Origin of the sequence: Enterobacter sp. ODB01 (genome assembly GCF_001623605.1) — a bacterium.
Lineage (GTDB): Bacteria > Pseudomonadota > Gammaproteobacteria > Enterobacterales > Enterobacteriaceae > Enterobacter > Enterobacter kobei.
This window is the reverse complement of sequence record NZ_CP015227.1, coordinates 3,931,472-3,950,698: the sequence shown is the minus strand read 5'-3', so window position 1 is coordinate 3,950,698 and position 19,227 is coordinate 3,931,472. Positions and strand designations below refer to the sequence as shown.

Below are 19,227 nucleotides of genomic sequence, written 5' to 3'. Positions count from 1 at the left end.
GGGGCTACATCTGAGGAAACATGCATGTCAGATAACCGAGTTTACAGTTACTCCGCCGTCCTGATGGGTTCCCCCATCCTCCTGAAACTCTTCTCCCATGACGAAGCCCTCGCCTCCCGCGTGTTTCGACTCATCAAACAGTATGAAGATCTGCTTACCGTCAACCGTGCCCACTCGCAGGTGATGGACATCAACCACGCGGCTGGTCAGCATCCGGTCATCGTCAGCCGACCGGTGTTCGAGCTGATCCGCTGTGCAAAAGCGGCAAGCCTGCTCAAGGACAGCGCTTTTAACCTGGCGATAGGCCCGCTGGTGAAGCGCTGGAAAATTGGTTTCCGGGGTGACAGCGTTCCGCCTGCTGATGACATTGCGGCGCTGCTGGCGATTACCCGTCCTGAGGATGTCATCCTTGATGAGGCGCAGAGCAGCGTGTTTTTGGCGAGAGCAGGCATGGAGATCGACCTGGGCGCCATCGCCAAAGGCTATATCGCTGACCGGGTGCGGGATTACCTGCACAAAGAGGGGACCGAGCGGGGACTCATCAACCTGGGGGGGAATATCCAGACGTTGGGCTCACCGGAAGGGGGCTGGAGCGTCGGGCTGAAAAAACCGTTCGTCAGCGACGCGCTGATTGGCGCGATGACGGTGGAAAACCGCTCCGTGGTGACGTCAGGAACCTACGAGCGCTTCTTTGAGCAAAACGGCAAGCGCTATCACCATATTCTCGATCCGCGCACCGGATACCCGCTGGACAACGCGCTGGACAGCGTCACCATCGTGTCAAAAGAGTCTATCGACGGCGATATCTGGACCACGCTGATGTACGGCATGGGCATAGAGAAGGGCTGCGCGGTGCTGCGCTCTCGCCCGGATATTGAAGCCATTTTTGTGACCAAAACAAAAGAAGTGGTGATCTCATCGATGCACCACTTCCGCTTTACGTTGCTGGATAATACCTACCGCGTTACTGACAGTACTGCTTAAGCAGCCCCGTCTGTTCCGGCTGGAGACGGTAACGATACACTGGCCTCCCGGTGGCACCGTAGTGAATGCTGGTGAACAGAATGTTGATTTGCGCCAGCCAGATCAGGTATTTGCGGCACGACACGCGGGAGATATTCACCGCGCTCGCCAGGTCATCGGTGGAAAACTCCATCTCCGGGTGCGCGTCAATCCACTGGCAGATCGTGCGCAGCGTCTGCGGCGTTAACCCTTTCGGCAGCTTTTTGCTGTCCGCCAGCTCCGGCGCTCCGCCGTGGATCAGGCGGTCAACGTCGGCCTGTTCATAATACGGATGCGATTCCATCAGGTTATGCTTCGCTTTCCAGCCGTTAAGCGCCTCTTCAAAGCGCGGGAACTGGAAGGGTTTGATCAGGTAATCCACCACGCCGTAGTGGATAGAGGTCTGGATCGTGGCGGCATCGGCGGCCGAGGAGATCATAATGACATCGATCGGGCGGCCGGACGCGCGAATCACGGGCAGCAGATCCAGCCCGTTATCCTGCTGCATATAGACATCCAGTAGCACCAGATCGACCGACTGACCCGGGTCGTTAATCACGGCCTTCGCCTGGTTGAGCGTGGAGGCGACACCGCAGCAGCTAAAGCCTTCAACACGGTTGACATACAGACGGTTGAGGTCGGCCACCATGGCGTCATCATCGACAATTAATACATTTATCACGCGATATTCCTCTCGCTATCCCAGGGGATGTGAACAAAAAATTGGGTAAAGACGCCAGGCTCAGACTCGACGGAGATCTCTCCGCCCAGGTTCTGAATCTGCTGGCGAGCAAGGAACAGCCCAACGCCGCGGTTTTCACCTTTCGTTGAGAAGCCCTTAGTAAAAATAGCCTCCAGCTGAGTGGGATCAATGCCGGGGCCATCGTCGCTGACTTCGCAACTGAGCCAGCCATTCTGATAATGCAGCAGCAGGCCGATCTCGCCTTCCTGCTGTCCTTCCATCGCGTCGAGCGCGTTTTCAATCAGGTTACCCAGCGCGGTGATCAACACCGCGACCTGCTCTTCGCTGGCGGTATCCGGTATCTGGCTTTCGTCCGTCAGCGTCAGGGTGACGCCCGCCTCTTTTGCCCGGTTGATTTTACCCAGCAGGAACCCGGCAATGACCGGCGATTTTACCTTGCTCTGGATCGTACCGATATCCGTCTGGTAATTATGCGCCGTCTGGATGATGTACTCCTCCAGCTTGTCGTAGCGCTTCATATGCAGCAGGCCAAGGATCACATGCAGTTTATTCATAAACTCGTGCGTGTGGCTGCGCAGGGCATCGACGTAGTTGACCATGCCATCAATGCGCTGCATCAGCTGGCTGATTTCCGTTTTATCGCGGAAGGTGGCGATCGCCCCGATGACCTGCTCCTGGCTTTTGACCGGCACCATGTTGCACAGCAACAGCCGACCGTTACAGCTGATCTCCTGATCCTGGCGCGCGACGCCGGTTTTTGAAATCTCACGCAGGCTGGCTAAAAGTGGTGCGCTGGCGTTTTCCGTTTGCTTGCCGGAGGGCAGGAGTAAAATTTCTCTGGCGGTGTGGTTGATCATCGTCACGCGCCCGTGAATATCGACGGCCAGTACGCCTTCGCGAAGCGACTGCAGCATTGCCTGACGTTGTTCGAAAAGGGCGGATATCTCGTAGGGTTCGAGGCCGAACAGAATGCGCTTCAGCACCCGCACCAGGCCCCAAATCGCCATCGAACTCATGAAGATACTGAATAATATCGTCCAGAGCGCATTCAGCCGCCCGCGGGCAATCTGGTCTTCCACCTTTTTGAGGGAGATACCGACCACCACCACCCCGATCTGATCGTGCTGGCTGTCATAAACCGGGGTAAAGACGCGAAGCGCTTCGGCGAGGGCACCCCGGTTAACCGAGACGTTCTCTTTACCTTCCAGGGCGGGTTCCAGATCGTTGCCAATAAAATGCAGGCCAATCAGTGCTTCGTTTGGGTGCGAGTAGCGAATACCGCGCATGTCGGTCACCACGGTGAGCAGCAGATCGTTGCGTTGGGTGACCGCTTTGGCGATGGGCTGAATGATGTCGGCCTGCGGGGACTGCATCAGACCTCGCTGGATCTCCGGACTGTCGGCCAGCGTGCGGGCGATACCCAGCGCGGTATCTTTGACATCATCGCGGGTGGCCCGGGTGATCTGAACGGAGTAGAGCGCAAAGACCAGAAGCAGCACAGAAGCAATAATCGCGCATACCATCAACGTGACCAGCGTGTTCAGTTTCATGGGGCGCTTGCGCGTCAGAAGGAAAGGCTGCAAATCGCTCATCAATACTCCGCGATGATTAACAAAGGGGTAATTATCGCTGATGACGCGCGTTTCTTAAAGCCATGTAAAGGCGTGGATTTGGTCCTCTTTTCGTGACCCTCCTCGCAGGTCATCCATATAAAACACTTTATAGTGTGTGGGTACTCATAATAAGGAGGCTGTTTATGAGCATTATGCTTACCGGTTCGGTCAAGGAAAGACGGCACGCCAGCACGATGAATATTGATAGATTGTCCACGCTGGACATGCTGAAGGTCATTCACCAGGAAGATGCACTCATTTCCGCTGCAATATCCCCCTGTTTAACGACGATCGCCCGCGTGGTGGATAACGCCGCGGCGACGCTTAGTCACGGGGGCCGTCTGGTCATTGTCGGGGCGGGGCCGTCTGGCCGTGTCGCACAACAGGCTGCCGATGAATATGCGCCGGGCAAAACCCCTGTGATTGCCGTGACGGCACAGGAAGGGGAAGGGAGCTACGAGCGTGGCGTTGCCGATCTGCAGGCCATTAAGTTTGGTGAACACGATATGATGCTGGCGGTTACCGTTAGCGGAAAAACGCCGTGGGTCTGGGGGGCAATGCGCCATGCATGGTCGCTGGGCTCTATGGTCGCCATCATAACCGGTGATGCACAAAGTGAAGCGGCGCAGCTGGCAAGCATGGTAATTGCCCCGGCGCTGGGAGCTGATGTGGTGGCAGGCTTTAGCAATACCAAAGCGGGTATTGCGCAAAAAATGATCCTCTCGATGGTCACCACCGGGCTGGCCGTGCGGACCGGGCGCGTTTACAGCAACCTGCGGGTGGATCTGGAGGCACGCAATACCAAATGGGCCGAACGACAAATTGCCATTGTGATGGAGGCGGGGGGCTGCACCCGGGCGCAGGCAAAAGCCGCGCTGGAGAGCTGTAACCATAACTGTAAAACGGCAGTCCTGATGGTACTGACTGGGCTGGATGCATGGAAAGCCCACGAACTGCTGGCGCAGAATAACGGGTTTATTCGCGTGGCGTTGCAGGAAGCGCCGTAAATTCGGCTCTTATAAATGAAAAAAAGCCCGCGAGTGCGGGCTTTAGTATTTTTGGGGATTAGAACTGGTAGGTCATGCCTACGCCAACGATGTCGTCGGTAGATATACCGTACGCATCATACAGCGCTTCATCCTGATCCAGCATGTTGATTTTGTAATCAACATAGGTGGAGAAGTTTTTGTTGAAGCTGTAAGTCATGCCCAGGTCAATGTAGTTAACCAGATCCTGGTTGAAGCCCTGACCATCCAGGTCTTTACCTTTTGAGTAAACCCATGCCAGGGAAGGACGCAGACCGAAGTCGAACTGGTACTGTGCAACCGCTTCAAAGTTTTGAGTCTGGTTTGCGACACCAACGTCACCGAATGGCGTCATGTTGCGGGTTTCCGCATACATCATCGCCAGGTAGATGCTGTTTGCATCGTATTTCGCGCCAACAGTCCAGGCTTCGGCTTTTTCGCCATCCGCAAACCCGACACCTTCAAAGCGTTTGCCGTTTGCAACCTGCTCATTGGTACGGTCAGAAGACGAGTACGCCGCACCCAGGCTCAGGCCGGACAGGTCGCCAGAGAAATCATAGGAGGTAGACATACCGAAGCCGTCACCGTTCTGGAAACGTACTTTGTTATGACCGTTTTTGGTGCCTTCCTGATCTTCATTCGCGTTAGCACCTTCATTCGCCCCCTGATACTGCAGCGCGAAATTCAGACCTTCAACCAGACCGAAGAAATCACTATTACGGTAGGTTGCCAGACCGTTAGCACGGCCGTTCATGAAGTTATCGGTCCAGGTGTAAGAATCACCGCCGAATACTGGCAGCATATCGGTCCAGGCTTCAACGTCATACACCACGCCATAATTACGGCCATAGTCAAATGAACCGTATTCGCCATATTTCAGGCCAGCGTACGCCAGACGGTTGAAAGAGTTACCACCTGCGTTTTCAGTATCGTTGGCGTAGGTTTTATATTCCCATTGGCCGTAACCCGTCAGCTCATTAGTAATCTGAGTTTCGCCTTTGAAACCCACCTGTACATAGGTTTCATCGCCGTCGTCACCAGGGTTGTCAGAGAAGGTATGACGCGCATCAACTTTGCCATACAGGTCAACTTTGTTGCCGTTTTTATTATAGATTTCAGCCGCATTTGCTGCGCCAGCCATTAATAATGCGGGTACCAGAATTGCCAGAACTTTTCTTTTCATTATATATTCCCTTTAAAGATAATTTATATGAATATATGTAATCACCCTCCGTAATTACGATTTTGATACTATTCTATGGATTGTTATTTTGGTTCAAAAATAAATGTAATTAAATCAGTAAAAATATTACAAAATATTTCTAAAGCTCTCATTATTTTTCATGTGAATTAATGAACTGAATTCATTGCGCATAATTATTATTAAGTATTTCTCATTTCTATTTTTTAAATCATTTAATTCGGCTGTGTTATAATCCACAGCCTGTTTTCGTCACAGGATAGAATGATGGAACCCATACAGTGGCAGCAGCGTTTTGAATCCTGGTTTGATGAACATCACGCCAGCGAAGACAGTGCGCATGATATTTCGCACTTCCGACGCGTCTGGATGACGGCCCGCAAAATAATGATTCATCATCAGGCCGATCCGCTGGTGGTCCTGACCGCCTGCTATTTTCACGACATCGTTAGCCTGCCGAAAAATCATCCTGAACGCAGTCAGTCATCGCGTCTGGCGGCGCGCAAAACGCGGGACATTCTGCACCGCGATTTCCCGGACTTTCCGCCGGATCGCTTTGCCGCCGTGGAGCATGCCATCGAGGCGCACAGTTTCAGCGCGGGTATTGCGCCGCAAAGTATCGAGGCCAAAATTGTCCAGGACGCCGATCGTCTCGAAGCGCTGGGCGCGATTGGCCTGGCGCGCGTGTTTGCCGTCTCGGGGGCGCTGGGCGTGGCACTGTTTGACGCGGAAGATCCCTTTGCCGATGCGCGCTCGCTGGATGACCGGGCATTTGCCCTCGATCATTTTCAGACTAAGCTGCTGCGCTTGCCTGATACAATGCAAACCGACGTCGGGCGCGAGCTCGCGCAACATAACGCCGATTTTCTCGTTCACTTTATGGCGAAACTCAGTGCCGAATTACAGGGCGACTGCATCGGGCTGGATAGCCAGATTCAGCACCGCTTCTGTCGCAGTTTGCCCAACTGAACTGTGGTAATCTGTTCCCAGTCTTTATTCTCCGGTTAAAAGAATGCAGGAAAATCGATCAGTGACAGGGCCCGCGCCAGAGCAGGCTGAGAAATCAACGGCAACGGTGCAGGCATTACTGCGCCAGCTGCTGGATATTTATGATGTCAAAACGCTGGCGAACCAGCTGATAGCGCACGGTGAGAGCCACTGGAGCCCGGCCATCCTTAAGCGACTGCTGACCAGCGAGCGGGCAGGGCGTCGCCTGAGCGACGGTGAGTTTCGTTATCTGCAAAACCTGCTTCCGCGTCCCTCTGCCGCGCACCCGGACTATGCATTCCGCTTTATCGATCTGTTCGCCGGTATCGGTGGGATCCGGCACGGTTTTGAAGCCATCGGCGGTCAGTGCGTGTTTACCAGCGAGTGGAACAAACATGCGGTACGCACCTATAAAGCGAACTGGTACTGCGATCCGCACGAACATCACTTCAACGCCGATATCCGTGATGTCACCCTGAGCCATAAAAGCGGCGTCACGGATGAACAGGCCGCCGGGCATATTCGTCAGACGATCCCGGCGCACGACGTGCTGCTGGCTGGCTTCCCCTGCCAGCCTTTCTCGCTGGCCGGCGTATCGAAAAAGAATGCCCTCGGTCGCGCCCACGGTTTCGCCTGCGATACGCAGGGAACGCTGTTTTTTGATGTGGCCCGCATCATTGACGCCCGCCGCCCGGCCATCTTTGTGCTGGAAAACGTCAAAAACTTAAAGAGCCATGACGGCGGAAAAACCTTCCGCATTATTATGCAAACCCTGGATGAGCTGGGTTACGACGTGGCCGATTCTGAGGATATGGGCGCGGATGACCCAAAAATCATTGACGGGAAACATTTCCTGCCCCAGCATCGCGAGCGCATTGTGCTGGTCGGCTTCCGCCGCGATCTCAATCTGAAGGGAGATTTTACCCTGCGGGATATCCCGTCTCTGTATCCCGAACGTCGTCCAACCGTCGCCGACCTGCTGGAGCCTGTGGTCGACGCGAAATTTATCCTTACGCCCGTTCTGTGGAAATACCTCTACCGCTATGCCAAAAAGCATCAGGCAAAAGGCAACGGCTTCGGATTTGGCATGGTTAATCCTCACGATCCGCACAGCGTGACCCGCACCTTGTCCGCCCGTTATTATAAAGACGGCGCGGAAATCCTGATCGACAGAGGCTGGGATAAAGCGCTGGGCGAGAGGGATTTCGACGATCCGCAAAACCAGCTCCACCGTCCACGACGCCTCACGCCACGGGAATGTGCCCGGCTGATGGGCTTTGAAACGCCGCAGGGCTACAGTTTCCGTATTCCGGTGTCGGACACTCAGGCATACCGTCAGTTTGGTAACTCGGTGGTGGTGCCCGCGTTTGCGGCGGTGGCAAAACTGCTGGCCTCACGTATCCGGCAGGCGGTGGCGCTCCGCCAGAGTGAGGCCGTCAATGACGGACGTTCACGATAAGGCAACGCGCAGCAAAAACATGCGTGCTATCGGCACGCGTGATACCGCCATTGAAAAGCGTCTGGCCGGGTTGTTGACGCAGGCGGGGTTTGATTTCCGCGTGCAGGATGCCGCGCTGGCGGGGCGACCGGATTTCGTCATCGACGCGTATCAGTGCATTATCTTTACCCACGGCTGTTTCTGGCATCATCACGACTGTTACCTGTTTAAAGTTCCGGCAACGCGCACCGATTTCTGGCTGGAGAAGATTGGCAAGAACGTTGCGCGCGACGCGCGTGATCTCACCACGCTTATCGCGCAGGGCTGGCGCGTGCTGATCGTCTGGGAGTGTGCGCTGAGAGGGCGGCGAAAACTGAACGATGCCGATCTGCGCGAACGGCTGGAAGAGTGGATCTGCGGCGGCGGACACACCGCGCAGATCGACACACAGGGGATCCACGCGCTTACGGTTTCTCCACCCCGCAAGGCGTAATCACGGGCTTCGCCGGCAGTAAATATTTGCCCAGCGTGACCAGCACGACGGCAAAAACAATCACCCCTAATGCTAACCACTCAACCGGAGAGAGTGTTTCCCCGCCGAGCCCGGTACCGAGCAGCACGGCCACGACCGGGTTGACGTAGGCATAGCTGGTGGCAACCGCCGGAGACACATTGCGGATCAGGAACATGTAGGCATTGATTGCAATGAGCGAACCAAACAGCGCCAGATACCCGACCGCCAGGAAGCCCGACAGATCCGGCATGGTCGTCAGCCTTTCCCCCGTCAGCATGGAGGCAATCAGAAGCACGATCCCCGCGGCAAGCATCTCAATCGCCCCCGCCATCATGCCGGTTGGCAGTTCGATACGCGAACCGTATACCGAACCAAACGCCCAGCTCATTGAGCCGATAAGAATAATGACCGCGCCCCACGGATTGCCGCTCAGGTTACCGCCGCTGTTGAGCAGAATAATGCCCGCCAGGCCGATGCCAATCCCTAGCCATTCCAGCTTGCGGGTACGGATGCCAAAAAGACGGCTGAAGCAGAGGGTAAACAGCGGTACGGTGGCAACGACCACGGCGGCGATCCCCGACGGTACGTTCTGGTGCTCGGCAATGGTCACAAACCCATTCCCTACCGCCAATAGCAGCAGGCCAATCAGGGCGGCGTTGAGCATCGGGCGCAGCGGCGGTAGCTTATGACCGCGCAGCAGCAGAAAGGCCAGCAGCAACACGCCCGCCGAGAGGAAACGAATGCCCGCCATCATCAGCGGCGGCCAGCTTTCCACGCCGATGCGAATGACAAAGTAGGTCGAACCCCAGATGATATAAAGCGAAAAAAGTGCCCCGATGAGCGGTAGCAGTTGCCGGAAACGCATAATCCCTCACGACGAAATAAAAAGGTCGCTGATAGTAAACGCGAAAACTATCGTGCTGGCGAGCCCTTTAATTGTGTAGTTGATGTGAATTTTTTGTTGACGTGAGGTGCCTGTTTCCGCGTTTGCGCTTTTGCTCCATACTATTCACTTAATTACCAAAAAAAGAAGGATCACGATTTTGGCAGGAAGTAGCTTATTAACATTGCTGGATGATATTGCCACCTTACTGGATGATATTTCCGTGATGGGGAAACTGGCGGCGAAGAAAACCGCGGGTGTGCTGGGGGATGATTTATCGCTTAACGCTCAACAGGTGAGCGGTGTACGGGCTAACCGCGAACTGCCGGTGGTGTGGGGCGTGGCAAAAGGCTCGTTTCTGAATAAAGTGATCCTGGTGCCGCTGGCGCTGCTGATCAGTGCATTTATTCCCTGGGCTATCACGCCGTTGCTGATGATTGGCGGGGCATTTTTATGCTTTGAAGGCGTGGAGAAAGTCCTGCACTCCTTCAGCGCACGCAAGCATAACGACACGCCGGAGATGCGCCAGCAGCGTCTGGACGCGCTGGCCGCGCAGGATCCGAAAACCTTCGAGCGCGATAAAGTCAAAGGCGCCATTCGGACCGACTTTATTCTCTCGGCAGAGATCGTCGCCATTACGTTGGGTATTGTCTCCGATGCGCCGCTGCTCAATCAGGTGTTGATCCTCTCCGGCATCGCCATTCTGGTCACCGTCGGCGTGTACGGTCTGGTCGGATTGATCGTGAAGCTGGATGATATCGGCTACTGGCTGGAGGAGAAATCAAGCGCGGTGGCAAAAGGCATCGGTAAAAGCTTACTGACGCTGGCACCGTGGTTGATGAAGAGCTTGTCGGTGGTTGGCACCCTGGCGATGTTCCTGGTGGGGGGCGGTATTGTGGTCCACGGCATTGCTCCGCTGCACCATGCGATCGAACAGTTCTCCTCGGCGCAGGGGAGCGTGGTGGCCGCTATTCTGCCGACGCTGCTTAATCTTGTGCTGGGCTTTATCGTTGGCGCTATCGTGGTGGCGGCGGTGAAACTGGTCGAAAAAATGCGCGGTTCTGCGCACTAATTGTTACCTGTTGTGGTATGCAAAAAGACTATTCCTCGTCTAAATTGAAACAGTTTCACCCTGATACAGGAGGCAGGTATGGTCTTTTTGGTCAGTGATGAAGTTAAGCCTAAGAAAGGTGGCCCACGTATGATTGTCACAGGCTATTCTAGCGGAATGGTGGAGTGTCGGTGGCACGATGGCTATAGCATCAAGCGGGAAGCATTTCGTGAAGATGAGCTTCAGCCGGGCGACGGGCAGCACAAGCGGGACAAGGCTTAATCACATAACGCCCGGCTTTGCCGGGCGTTTTTATCTCATGTACCGGGTGTAAGGCAGTAATCAGGGAGTGTGTGTGCAGCGCGATACCTTTGTTGTAAAACAATATTTTCTGCAATGGCTGCATAAGCGTAGCAATCCGGGGTTAATCGTTAATCTCTGTTTTCTTGTCGTCCTTGCCTTTTCCACCCTCCTGACATGGCGTGAGGTGGTGGTCCTGGAGGAGGCGTATATCTCCAGCCAGCGTAACCATCTCGAAACGGTCGCCACGTCGCTGGACCGTCAGCTGCAGTACAGCGTGGACAAAATGCTGTTTTTTCGCACCAGCATGCATGATGCCTTACAGACCCCCCTGGGGTTTGATGTCCTGCGCGATGCGGTGTCTCGTTTTAGCGCCGTGCGGACGGATGAAACCTGGCAGCTGGCCGTTGATAAAAAACGCACCCTTCCCCTGAACGGCGTGTCAGATGCCTTCGTTGCAAAGTCCACGCTCCTTAACCGTGATAGTGAGCGTATCAGTAATGAGATTTCTGCCGCGCTGGAAGTGGGGTATTTACTGCGCCTGGCCTCGTCGGGTGTGCAAAGTGAAGAGCGGATAATCTACGTTTCCCGCGCGGGGTTTTATCTTTCGACAGACACGCCTGATATGGCTGACGATATCAACGCCCGCTATTACTTTCTGGTGACTCAACCTTGGTTTACCTTACACTCAGAACGCCACAATCGCGCGCGCGCGGTGCGCTGGTTTATTTCGGCGCCGTCGCCCTGGAGCAATGGGGAGCGCACGATAACGGCGAGCGTGCCCATCTATTTTGAGCATTACTGGTATGGCGTGGTAGCGATGGATTTCTCCATACACACCATGAAACGCCTGCTGACTGAGGCGACGCAGGACCGGACGGAGGGCGAGTATCAACTGTATGACACGCGTCTGAACATGATTGCCACGTCAGAAGTGGACGGCAGTCAGGTGAACCGCTTTGATGAGGTTGAAACGGCGCAAATTGCGCACGGGATTGAACACGACACCCGAGGCGGAATTCGCCTTGGAAGCCGTTTTATTAGCTGGGAGCGACTCGATCATTTTGACGGGGTGATCTTACGCGTTCATACGTTGCACGAAGGCGTACAGGGTGACTTTGGCAGCATCAGTATTGTGCTGGCCCTGCTGTGGGCGCTCTTTACCGCCATGCTGCTTGTTTCATGGCTGGTCATCCGCAGGATGGTCAGCAATATGTACACCCTCCAGCACTCCCTGCAGTGGCAGGCCTGGCACGAGCCCCTCACGCGTCTGAATAACCGCGGCGCGCTGTTTGAGCGCGCAAAAGTGATTGCGGAGAACTGTCGACAACAGGGTCAGCCGTTTACGGTGATACAGATCGATCTTGACCATTTCAAATGCATTAATGACCAGTACGGGCATCAGGCGGGTGACAAAGTGCTGTCCCATGCCGCAGGGTTGATTGCCAGCGTGCTGCGCAAAAATGACGTTGCCGGGCGCGTGGGCGGGGAAGAGTTTTGCGTCGTCCTGCCGGGGAGCAGCCTGGAAGAGGGGAGAAGGGTCGCGGAGCGCATCCGGTCACGCATCAACAGCAGGGAGATCCTGGTGAAAAAGAGCACGACCGTTCGCATTAGCGCCTCCCTGGGCGTCGCCAGCGCGCAGGAAAAAGAGAACTATGTTTTTGAACAGCTGCAGTCTGCCGCGGACGACAGGCTGTATCAGGCCAAGCAGAGCGGGCGTAACCGGGTGTGCTGGAGCGATCAGGAGAAAAAGTGATCCATCCCTTCCCGCCAGCCTAAGGGACCGCTCTGCTGCGTGTGATAAGCCCGTTCAGGGCTATCATTCTGTAGCGTAATGCCCTGGCGGTTTATGCTTTTAATCACCACGGCGAAGTCGACGCTGTCCAGCAGCGGCGCATCGTTTGGGCCATCCCCCAGCCCCAGGGTGGTGGGGACACAATCTTCCTGCTCGCGGTACTGCGCAATCAGCCAGTTAACCGCCACGTCTTTACCGCAGCGTGCATCCAGAATGTGCCAGAAACGAGCCCCCTGTAGACATTTCAGACCCCTTTGCGCCAGCGCCTCTTCAAAGCGGACCATTGCGTCGTCGGTATCACGCCAGATGAGCGTGACAGAGGCGTCGTGTTTGCGTGCGAGCGCCGCACGGTAGCGCGTCAGCCCGGTCCATTCGCTGATGACGCGTTCGTTCACGTCATCAAACGTGACGAATTTAAAGCCTGCCTGCTGGCGGATTTGCTCAATAAGCGGATGAATTTCCCGATGCGTCATCCCTGTGATCTGGCTCTGCCCCATCTCCCAGCGCACATCAGGCTGAATGACCGCGCCGTTCTCAGCAATAAAAGGTAACCCCTCCAGGCCCAGATCCTGTTGGATATCCAGCATCTCTGCGGCACTCTTGCTGCTGCACAGAATCACCGGCACCTGATAATCCTGCAGTTTGTCCAGCCATGGCATCGCGGGTTGCCACTCGTAGGTATGAAAGTCCAGAAGCGATCCATCCAGATCGGAAAAAACCAGCAGGGGACCCTGAAGTGAAAGCATGATGACTCCTGAAAGCGCACGCGCCTCTACCTAAGAATATTCTTAAAAAAATACTGAAGGGAAAACCGTCTTTATAAGACGCGATTCAGCCAAAGCCGCATTCACCGTGCGTTATTGCTCATAACAAAAATGATTATGTTAAAAATATTATATTCGCCGTAAGAATATATGCTTGTCAGACAAAATCGTTGGGGATAGTGTGGTTTGTACATCAGATTTCCTGGTGTAACGAATTTTCAAGTGCTTCTTGCATAAGCAAGTTTTGATCCCGGCCATCCCCATGACCGGGATTTTTTTCGCGCTATCGATTGGCTTCAGACACGCTAAAGTCGTGTATATCAAGCTCGAAGGCCTCCGCCAGTTCGCGGTAGGTATGGTAATCCCTCCCGTTCACCATCACCCTCTCGGAATCATCCTCTGCACGACGTACTTCGGATTCACTGATCTCATTGATGGCGGCCAGCAGGGCATCGACATCCACTTCGACTTCGCGCTTGATGGTGTCGCTATACGCTTTGTTGGTCTTCATTACGGGGTACCTCATATAAACGTGTCCACGGTTAAGTATAGACCGCACACAAAAACGGCATTCGCATCCGTCAGCGATGTCAGCGCATGCGTTTTGTTCTACACTGGCTCAAAACCAGAGGAGGAATGTATGAAGGTCAACGATCGGGTTACCGTTAAAACGGACGGTGGGCCGCGCCGCCCGGGGGTGGTACTGGCAATTGAAGAGTTCAGTGAGGGGACAATGTACCTGGTATCACTGGAAGACTACCCGCTCGGCATCTGGTTTTTTAATGAACTGGGGCATCCGGACGGCATTTTTGTCGAAAAAGCGGAGTAACACAGCGTCGGGTGGCATTGCGGTTGCCCGACAACGCCCACATAAGCAAAAATCTCTGGCCTGGCCAGAGATCAAAGGTAGGGTGCAAAGGGGTTTAAGCCACTAACGCATGTTGACGAAAATCCCGTTCGTCACATTATCGGTCAAACGTACCACGTGATAGATCACTTGCTTATTATGCGTTTTAATTTTCCTTTTAATATTTCCTTTATGTGATGAAACGGTTTTTGCTTTAATATTCATCTGGTCAGAGATCTGAATAGTTCCTTGTCCTGCCATCCACATTCGCAGCATACTTGATTCAGTCCTGCTTAATGATAGGGTGGGTAAGTTAACCGCTCCTACATTTTTAACTTCTTTATTCAAATAATCACCCAGAATGTCATCCAGCGACTCGGGCTTAATCGACTTAGAACTGATCAATAAATTTTTACGGACCAACAAATACTCATCGAAATGGATATTCGCGATCGCCATAAAAACAATAAACAGAGTTTTTGGATGCTGATTAATGATTTGCTTAATGTGCTGACTGTTGGCTGGATCGTGAATGAAACAGTCCTCATTAATAAACACCACGCCTGGTTTTAGTTCGTCACAAGCGGCTGCGAGTTCGTCAACGGTGTGTGCATCGTTGATGTCTCTCTTTCTTACCCCTCTGCTTGCCAGGTACCCGGTTAACCCTAGCCGGGTGTAGCTGCATAAATCCATAATGATCGTTGACATGGCATACCCTCACTCAATGCGTAACGATAATTCACCATCTGCCTGAGAGCTCAAAACAGCCATACGGGATGGAAAAAAATAATAAACCTGTGAGCATGACAAAGACTTTCAGGCGGACTCACTATCCCGTAAAGTTACGTATAATTTGCCAGGAATCTTCTTAAAGTAAAGTAAATATTAAGTATTGTGAGGTGGTTAGAAACAATTAAACCCCGTCAGATATATCCTGGAAGATGTTTTTCATGTTTTATTTTAGGAATATCCTCAGAAAGACAATATCAATCGTGAGGACTATTATTTACGTGGCAGCTCGCTGACAATATCTGCTAACAGATTGAATATCTCGCCGAATAAGTGTTCACAGAAGGGGGCGATAAGGGGCATCAGTAATGACATTAATAAAATTCCGACCGTCAACGTCAGCGGAAAACCGATCACAAAGATGGAGAGCTGCGGTGCCATGCGGTTCAACAGACCTAATGCCAGGTTGACGGTCAGGAGCAGGGTGATAATCGGCAACGCCAGCATCAGGCCATTGAGGAAGATCAGCCCCGCCGCGCGGGTGAGCGCGAGAAAGGCATTGCTGTTGACCGGGTTTTCACCAATCGGCAGCGTATGAAAAGTATCCACCAGCATGGAGATAAGCCACAGATGACCGTTAAACGACAGGAACAGCAGCATGGCGAGCAGATCGATAATGCGCGCCAGCACCGGCATATTAAGGTGGCTGCCGGGGTCAACAAACGTGGCGAACGATAAGCCCATCTGCAGGCCAATCAGCTCCCCGGCCGTGCGAACGGCGGCAAAGGCGAGCTGCATGGTAAAGCCTACGGCAACGCCAATCATCACCTGCTGTAATGCCACCCACACCGCATTCGCCGAGAAGATCGGAATATCCACCGGGGGAAGGGAAGGGGCGACGATGATGGTGATGATAATGCCCAGCCCCACTTTGACACGCTTGGGGATCGATTTCTCGCTGAAAATCGGGGCGGTGGTGATCAGCGCCAGAATGCGCAGCATCGGCCAGAAATAGACGCCGAGCCACTGAACCCACTGGTCGCTGGTGAAGTGAAGCATCGTCAGGTCAGCCGATGATATACGGCAGATTGGTAAACAGGTTGCGCATATAGTCCAGCAACAGGTTCAGCATCCACGGTCCGGCCACGATAATCGCCACAAATACGGCGATGATTTTCGGAATGAAGGACAGCGTCATTTCGTTAATCTGCGTGGCGGCCTGCAGAATACTGATAATCAGACCGGTAACCAGCGCGACAAGCAGCAGGGGAGCGGCAACGGCAATGGCGATTTTCATCGCTTCCGTGCCCATCATCATGACCGATTCGGGTGTCATTGCCGTTCCTTAACTGTAGAAACTCTGCGCCAGCGAACTGACCAGCAGCTGCCAGCCATCGACCAGTACAAAGAGCATGATCTTAAAGGGCAGGGCAATGGTTGCGGGCGGCACCATCATCATCCCAAGCGCCATCAGGACGCTAGCGATCACCAGGTCGATAATCAGGAACGGAATAAAGATGGTAAAGCCAATCTGAAACGCCGTTTTCAGCTCGCTGGTGACGTAGGCTGGCAGCAAAACGCGCATGGGTACCGCTTCCGGCCCCTGCAATTCGCCGGTATTGGACAAGCGAACAAAGAGTGCAAGATCCGCTTCGCGCGTCTGGCGCAGCATAAATTCCCGCAGCGGCTGTGCGCCTTTATCCAGCGCCTCCTGCATGGAGATTTTATCTTCGCTGAACGGCTGGTACGCGTCGGTATAAATCTTATCGATGACCGGCGACATAATGAAAAAGGTCAAAAACAGCGCCAGCCCCAGCAGCACCTGGTTTGGCGGCGCGGAAGGGGTACCGAGCGCGTTTCGCAGCAGACCAAAGACGATAATGATGCGGGTGAAGCTGGTCATCATCAGCAGGATGGCCGGGATAAAGGTCAGCGAGGTGATGAATACCAGCGTCTGCACCGGGAGCGACCAGCTCTGACCGCCACCGGCAATGGGCGTTGAGACCAGACCGGGCAGTTGCGCATAAACCGCGGGAGCAAACAGGCCAATGCCCGCAAGCGTAAGGGATAACAAACGGCGCATCAGGATCTCCCGGAACGCTTAAGCAAACTCTTCATGACGGACTGAAAATCCGCAGGGGCTTGTGCGCGCTCCTCCACCGTGACAGGGGCGGGCGGCAGTTTATGTAATACGTTGATGTTCGAGGCGGTGACACCCAAAACCAGACGCGCATCGTCCACCTCGACGATAACCACGCGTTCACGCGGCCCCAGCGTGGTGCTGGCGCTCACCTTCAGGCCGCGGGTGCCGGCGGTTTTACCCGCCAGACCAAAACGCTTCGCCAGCCAGGCGGCGATAAGAATAAAGGCAATAATACCGAACAACGCCCCGCTCACCTGGAGCAGCGGGGAACCGGGAACGGCAGACGGTTGCGATAGTGTTGCCTGGGTTTTCATACTTATCGGCTCAGACGACGCATACGTTCAGATGGGGTGATGATGTCCGTGATACGCACGCCGTATTTATCGGCAACCACCACTACTTCACCCTGGGCAATCAGATAACCGTTGATCAGAATATCCAGCGGCTCACCCGCCAGACCGTCAAGGGCCACGACGGAACCCTGCGTCAGACGCAGCAGCTCTTTAATGGTCATCCGGGTGCGTCCCAGTTCAACGGTCAGCTTGACCGGGATGTCCATAATCAGGTCGATATCCTGCAGCGTGCCGCTGACGTCACCGCCGCCGAGTTGCTGGAATACCGCATCCGCTGCGCTTTTCGTTGGGGTCGCTTTTTGTTCGTTTAACGCGTCAGCCCACAGATCGTCCAGTGCTCCGCTGTTTTCATCGGACGGATTGTTCATGTCACTCATTTGGGCTGTTCCTCATTCAGCGAATTCAAAATCGGGTTGATCAAGTGCTCAACGCGTAACGCATACTGACCGTTAATCGTGCCGTACTGGCTTGTCAGCACGGGGACACCATCCACATGGGCAATAATGCGGTCGGGTTTGTCTATCGGCAAAACGTCGCCGGGTTGTAATTTAAGGATCTGGGATAACCGCATTGAGATGTCGGCAAAGTTAGCCACCAGCTCAAGCTGTGAGTGCTGGACCTGGCGAACCAGGTTTTCACGCCAGTTCTGATCTTCGTTGCGTGAGTTCTCCAGTGGCGGGTTAACCAGCAGTTCGCGCAGCGGTTCAATCATGCTGAACGGCAGACAGATATTGAACTCGCCGGTCAGGTTACCGATCTCCACGTGGAACGGCGTGTTGACGACGATATCGTTCGGGGAGGTGGTGATATTGGTAAACTTCACCTGCATCTCGGAACGAACGTATTCCACTTCCAGCGGGTTAATCGCTTTCCACGCGTCGCTGTAGGACTCCAGCGCCAGCTTCAGCATGCGGTTGATGACGCGCTGTTCGGTGTGGGTGAATTCACGACCTTCTACTTTGGTCGGGAAACGCCCGTCGCCGCCGAACAGGTTATCCACCGCAATGAACACCAGGCTTGGCGAAAACACGACCAGACCGGTGCCGCGCAGCGGCTTCAGATGAATCAGGTTAAGGTTGGTTGGCACCGGCAGGTTGCGGGCAAACTCGTGATACGGCTGAATGCGGATCGCACCGACCGTGATATCCGGGCTACGACGCAACAGGTTGAACAGCCCCATACGGAACTGACGTGCAAAACGTTCGTTAATGATCTCCAGCGCCTGCAGACGTTCACGTACTACGCGGCGCTGGGTATTCGGATCATAGGGACGAATATTGTCGTCACCCGTTAGGCCCGGTTGCGGATCATCGTTTTTATCGCTGTCGCCGTTGAGCAGCGCATCGATTTCTGCCTGAGAAAGAATACTGTCGCCCATGTCGTTACCGCAGAATGAAGGCTGTATACAGAACGTCAGTGACTTCCTGCTTAGGTTGGCCGTTTACCAGCGGGGTGGCCAGCGTCTCTTTGATGGCGTCGACCAGCTTTTGCTTACCCACGTCGGTGGCCAGCGCGGAGGCGTCCTGACGAGAGAACAGCAGAAGAAGACGGCTACGCACTTCCGGAAGATAATCATTCAGGCGCGCGCGGGTGGCTTCATCCTTCAGGCGCAGCGTAATACCGACATACAGCACACGATCCGCATCACCGAGGTTAACGGTGAAGGTGTCCAGAGGGAAAAAGACCGGCGCCGGCGGCGGTGCGGGTTCGGCTTTGGCGGCAGCGGTTGAAGGTTCCTGCTGCATACGCCAGTAACTATAGCCCGCGGTAGCGCAGGCGGCGAGCGTGATCAACACCAGCAGCGGGATCCAGATGGAACGCTTACTTTTTTTGGTGATAGCGGAGTCTGTCATCTGATACGAGCTTCCTGTTTCGGTAC

Annotated in this window: 22 protein-coding genes and 1 pseudogene; 9 read left to right on the top strand and 14 right to left on the bottom strand. The window is 54.3% G+C overall.

Annotated features, from left to right (window positions below):
• The first annotated feature begins 24 nt into the window (after positions 1–24).
• The gene (locus tag A4308_RS18925) at positions 25–984 is read left to right on the top strand and encodes an FAD:protein FMN transferase (protein WP_045135165.1); all 960 of its coding nucleotides are present in this window, start codon (positions 25–27) and stop codon (positions 982–984) included.
• On the opposite strand, the gene dcuR is transcribed toward A4308_RS18925, so the two are convergent.
• Positions 965–1,684, bottom strand: a complete 720-nt coding sequence (gene dcuR, locus A4308_RS18920; protein WP_045281547.1) for a two-component system response regulator DcuR — start codon at positions 1,682–1,684, stop codon at positions 965–967. The genes A4308_RS18925 and dcuR overlap by 20 nt on opposite strands.
• A complete protein-coding gene (locus tag A4308_RS18915; protein ID WP_045281546.1) occupies positions 1,681–3,297 on the bottom strand; it encodes a sensor histidine kinase in 1,617 nt (538 codons plus the stop codon). The genes dcuR and A4308_RS18915 overlap by 4 nt, the downstream gene beginning before the upstream one ends.
• A 164-nt stretch (positions 3,298–3,461) precedes the next feature.
• Between A4308_RS18915 and A4308_RS18910 the strand changes: the two genes are divergently transcribed.
• Positions 3,462–4,325, top strand: coding sequence for an N-acetylmuramic acid 6-phosphate etherase (locus tag A4308_RS18910; RefSeq protein ID WP_014884412.1), 864 nt, complete (start codon positions 3,462–3,464; stop codon positions 4,323–4,325).
• A gap of 58 nt (positions 4,326–4,383) precedes the next feature.
• Here the strand turns inward: A4308_RS18910 and ompC are convergent, their stop codons facing one another.
• Positions 4,384–5,526: a porin OmpC gene (gene ompC, locus A4308_RS18905; RefSeq protein ID WP_045281544.1), complete on the bottom strand. Its 1,143-nt coding sequence runs from the start codon at positions 5,524–5,526 to the stop codon at positions 4,384–4,386.
• 285 nt (positions 5,527–5,811) lie between these two features.
• Here ompC and A4308_RS18900 point away from each other — a divergent pair, with 285 nt between their 5' ends.
• From A4308_RS18900 to A4308_RS18890, 3 genes are all read left to right on the top strand, one after another.
• Positions 5,812–6,513 (top strand): phosphohydrolase, encoded by a 702-nt coding sequence (locus tag A4308_RS18900; RefSeq protein ID WP_045281543.1) that lies wholly within the window; start codon positions 5,812–5,814, stop codon positions 6,511–6,513.
• A gap of 61 nt (positions 6,514–6,574) precedes the next feature.
• A complete protein-coding gene (locus A4308_RS18895) occupies positions 6,575–7,990 on the top strand; it encodes a DNA cytosine methyltransferase (protein WP_014884409.1) in 1,416 nt (471 codons plus the stop codon).
• Positions 7,971–8,462 (top strand): very short patch repair endonuclease, encoded by a 492-nt coding sequence (locus A4308_RS18890; protein ID WP_014884408.1) that lies wholly within the window; start codon positions 7,971–7,973, stop codon positions 8,460–8,462. Before A4308_RS18895 ends, A4308_RS18890 begins: the two co-directional genes overlap by 20 nt.
• On the opposite strand, the gene yedA is transcribed toward A4308_RS18890, so the two are convergent.
• Positions 8,434–9,348 carry a drug/metabolite exporter YedA gene (gene yedA / locus A4308_RS18885; protein ID WP_045281542.1) on the bottom strand — a complete coding sequence of 305 codons (915 nt, stop codon included), beginning with the start codon at positions 9,346–9,348 and terminating at the stop codon, positions 8,434–8,436. The genes A4308_RS18890 and yedA overlap by 29 nt on opposite strands.
• A 175-nt stretch (positions 9,349–9,523) precedes the next feature.
• Here yedA and A4308_RS18880 point away from each other — a divergent pair, with 175 nt between their 5' ends.
• The 3 genes from A4308_RS18880 to dgcQ all read left to right on the top strand — a co-directional run bounded on the left by A4308_RS18880 (position 9,524) and on the right by dgcQ (position 12,473).
• Positions 9,524–10,438: a DUF808 domain-containing protein gene (locus A4308_RS18880; RefSeq protein WP_349675177.1), complete on the top strand. Its 915-nt coding sequence runs from the start codon at positions 9,524–9,526 to the stop codon at positions 10,436–10,438.
• Between the two features lie 78 nt (positions 10,439–10,516).
• The gene (locus A4308_RS18875; protein ID WP_008500307.1) at positions 10,517–10,699 is read left to right on the top strand and encodes a YodC family protein; all 183 of its coding nucleotides are present in this window, start codon (positions 10,517–10,519) and stop codon (positions 10,697–10,699) included.
• Positions 10,700–10,772: 73 nt separating this feature from the next.
• Positions 10,773–12,473, top strand: a complete 1,701-nt coding sequence (gene dgcQ / locus A4308_RS18870; RefSeq protein ID WP_063308749.1) for a cellulose biosynthesis regulator diguanylate cyclase DgcQ — start codon at positions 10,773–10,775, stop codon at positions 12,471–12,473.
• Here dgcQ and A4308_RS18865 read toward each other — a convergent pair.
• Together A4308_RS18865 and yodD are read right to left on the bottom strand one after the other, a co-directional pair.
• Positions 12,458–13,258 carry a mannosyl-3-phosphoglycerate phosphatase-related protein gene (locus tag A4308_RS18865; RefSeq protein WP_045281540.1) on the bottom strand — a complete coding sequence of 267 codons (801 nt, stop codon included), beginning with the start codon at positions 13,256–13,258 and terminating at the stop codon, positions 12,458–12,460. The genes dgcQ and A4308_RS18865 overlap by 16 nt on opposite strands.
• A gap of 301 nt (positions 13,259–13,559) precedes the next feature.
• A complete protein-coding gene (gene yodD / locus A4308_RS22675) occupies positions 13,560–13,787 on the bottom strand; it encodes a YodD family peroxide/acid resistance protein (RefSeq protein WP_014884403.1) in 228 nt (75 codons plus the stop codon).
• 129 nt (positions 13,788–13,916) lie between these two features.
• Between yodD and dsrB the strand changes: the two genes are divergently transcribed.
• Positions 13,917–14,105, top strand: coding sequence for a protein DsrB (gene dsrB, locus A4308_RS22670; RefSeq protein ID WP_013097741.1), 189 nt, complete (start codon positions 13,917–13,919; stop codon positions 14,103–14,105).
• Between the two features lie 102 nt (positions 14,106–14,207).
• On the opposite strand, the gene rcsA is transcribed toward dsrB, so the two are convergent.
• The 8 genes and pseudogenes from rcsA to fliL all read right to left on the bottom strand — a co-directional run bounded on the left by rcsA (position 14,208) and on the right by fliL (position 19,201).
• Positions 14,208–14,831: a transcriptional regulator RcsA gene (gene rcsA, locus A4308_RS18850; protein ID WP_008500313.1), complete on the bottom strand. Its 624-nt coding sequence runs from the start codon at positions 14,829–14,831 to the stop codon at positions 14,208–14,210.
• A gap of 278 nt (positions 14,832–15,109) precedes the next feature.
• A pseudogene (gene fliR, locus A4308_RS18845) lies at positions 15,110–15,911 on the bottom strand (flagellar biosynthetic protein FliR).
• Between the two features lie 7 nt (positions 15,912–15,918).
• A complete protein-coding gene (fliQ, locus tag A4308_RS18840; protein ID WP_008500315.1) occupies positions 15,919–16,188 on the bottom strand; it encodes a flagellar biosynthesis protein FliQ in 270 nt (89 codons plus the stop codon).
• 9 nt (positions 16,189–16,197) lie between these two features.
• Positions 16,198–16,935: a flagellar type III secretion system pore protein FliP gene (gene fliP / locus A4308_RS18835; RefSeq protein ID WP_014884401.1), complete on the bottom strand. Its 738-nt coding sequence runs from the start codon at positions 16,933–16,935 to the stop codon at positions 16,198–16,200.
• The gene (gene fliO / locus A4308_RS18830; RefSeq protein WP_014884400.1) at positions 16,935–17,309 is read right to left on the bottom strand and encodes a flagellar biosynthetic protein FliO; all 375 of its coding nucleotides are present in this window, start codon (positions 17,307–17,309) and stop codon (positions 16,935–16,937) included. The genes fliP and fliO overlap by 1 nt, the downstream gene beginning before the upstream one ends.
• Positions 17,310–17,311: 2 nt before the next feature.
• The gene (gene fliN / locus A4308_RS18825) at positions 17,312–17,725 is read right to left on the bottom strand and encodes a flagellar motor switch protein FliN (RefSeq protein WP_014884399.1); all 414 of its coding nucleotides are present in this window, start codon (positions 17,723–17,725) and stop codon (positions 17,312–17,314) included.
• Complete coding sequence (gene fliM, locus A4308_RS18820; protein WP_014884398.1) at positions 17,722–18,726, bottom strand: flagellar motor switch protein FliM; 1,005 nt, start codon at positions 18,724–18,726, stop codon at positions 17,722–17,724. Before fliM ends, fliN begins: the two co-directional genes overlap by 4 nt.
• Before the next feature lie 4 nt (positions 18,727–18,730).
• The gene (gene fliL / locus A4308_RS18815; RefSeq protein ID WP_014884397.1) at positions 18,731–19,201 is read right to left on the bottom strand and encodes a flagellar basal body-associated protein FliL; all 471 of its coding nucleotides are present in this window, start codon (positions 19,199–19,201) and stop codon (positions 18,731–18,733) included.
• Positions 19,202–19,227 lie beyond the last annotated feature (26 nt).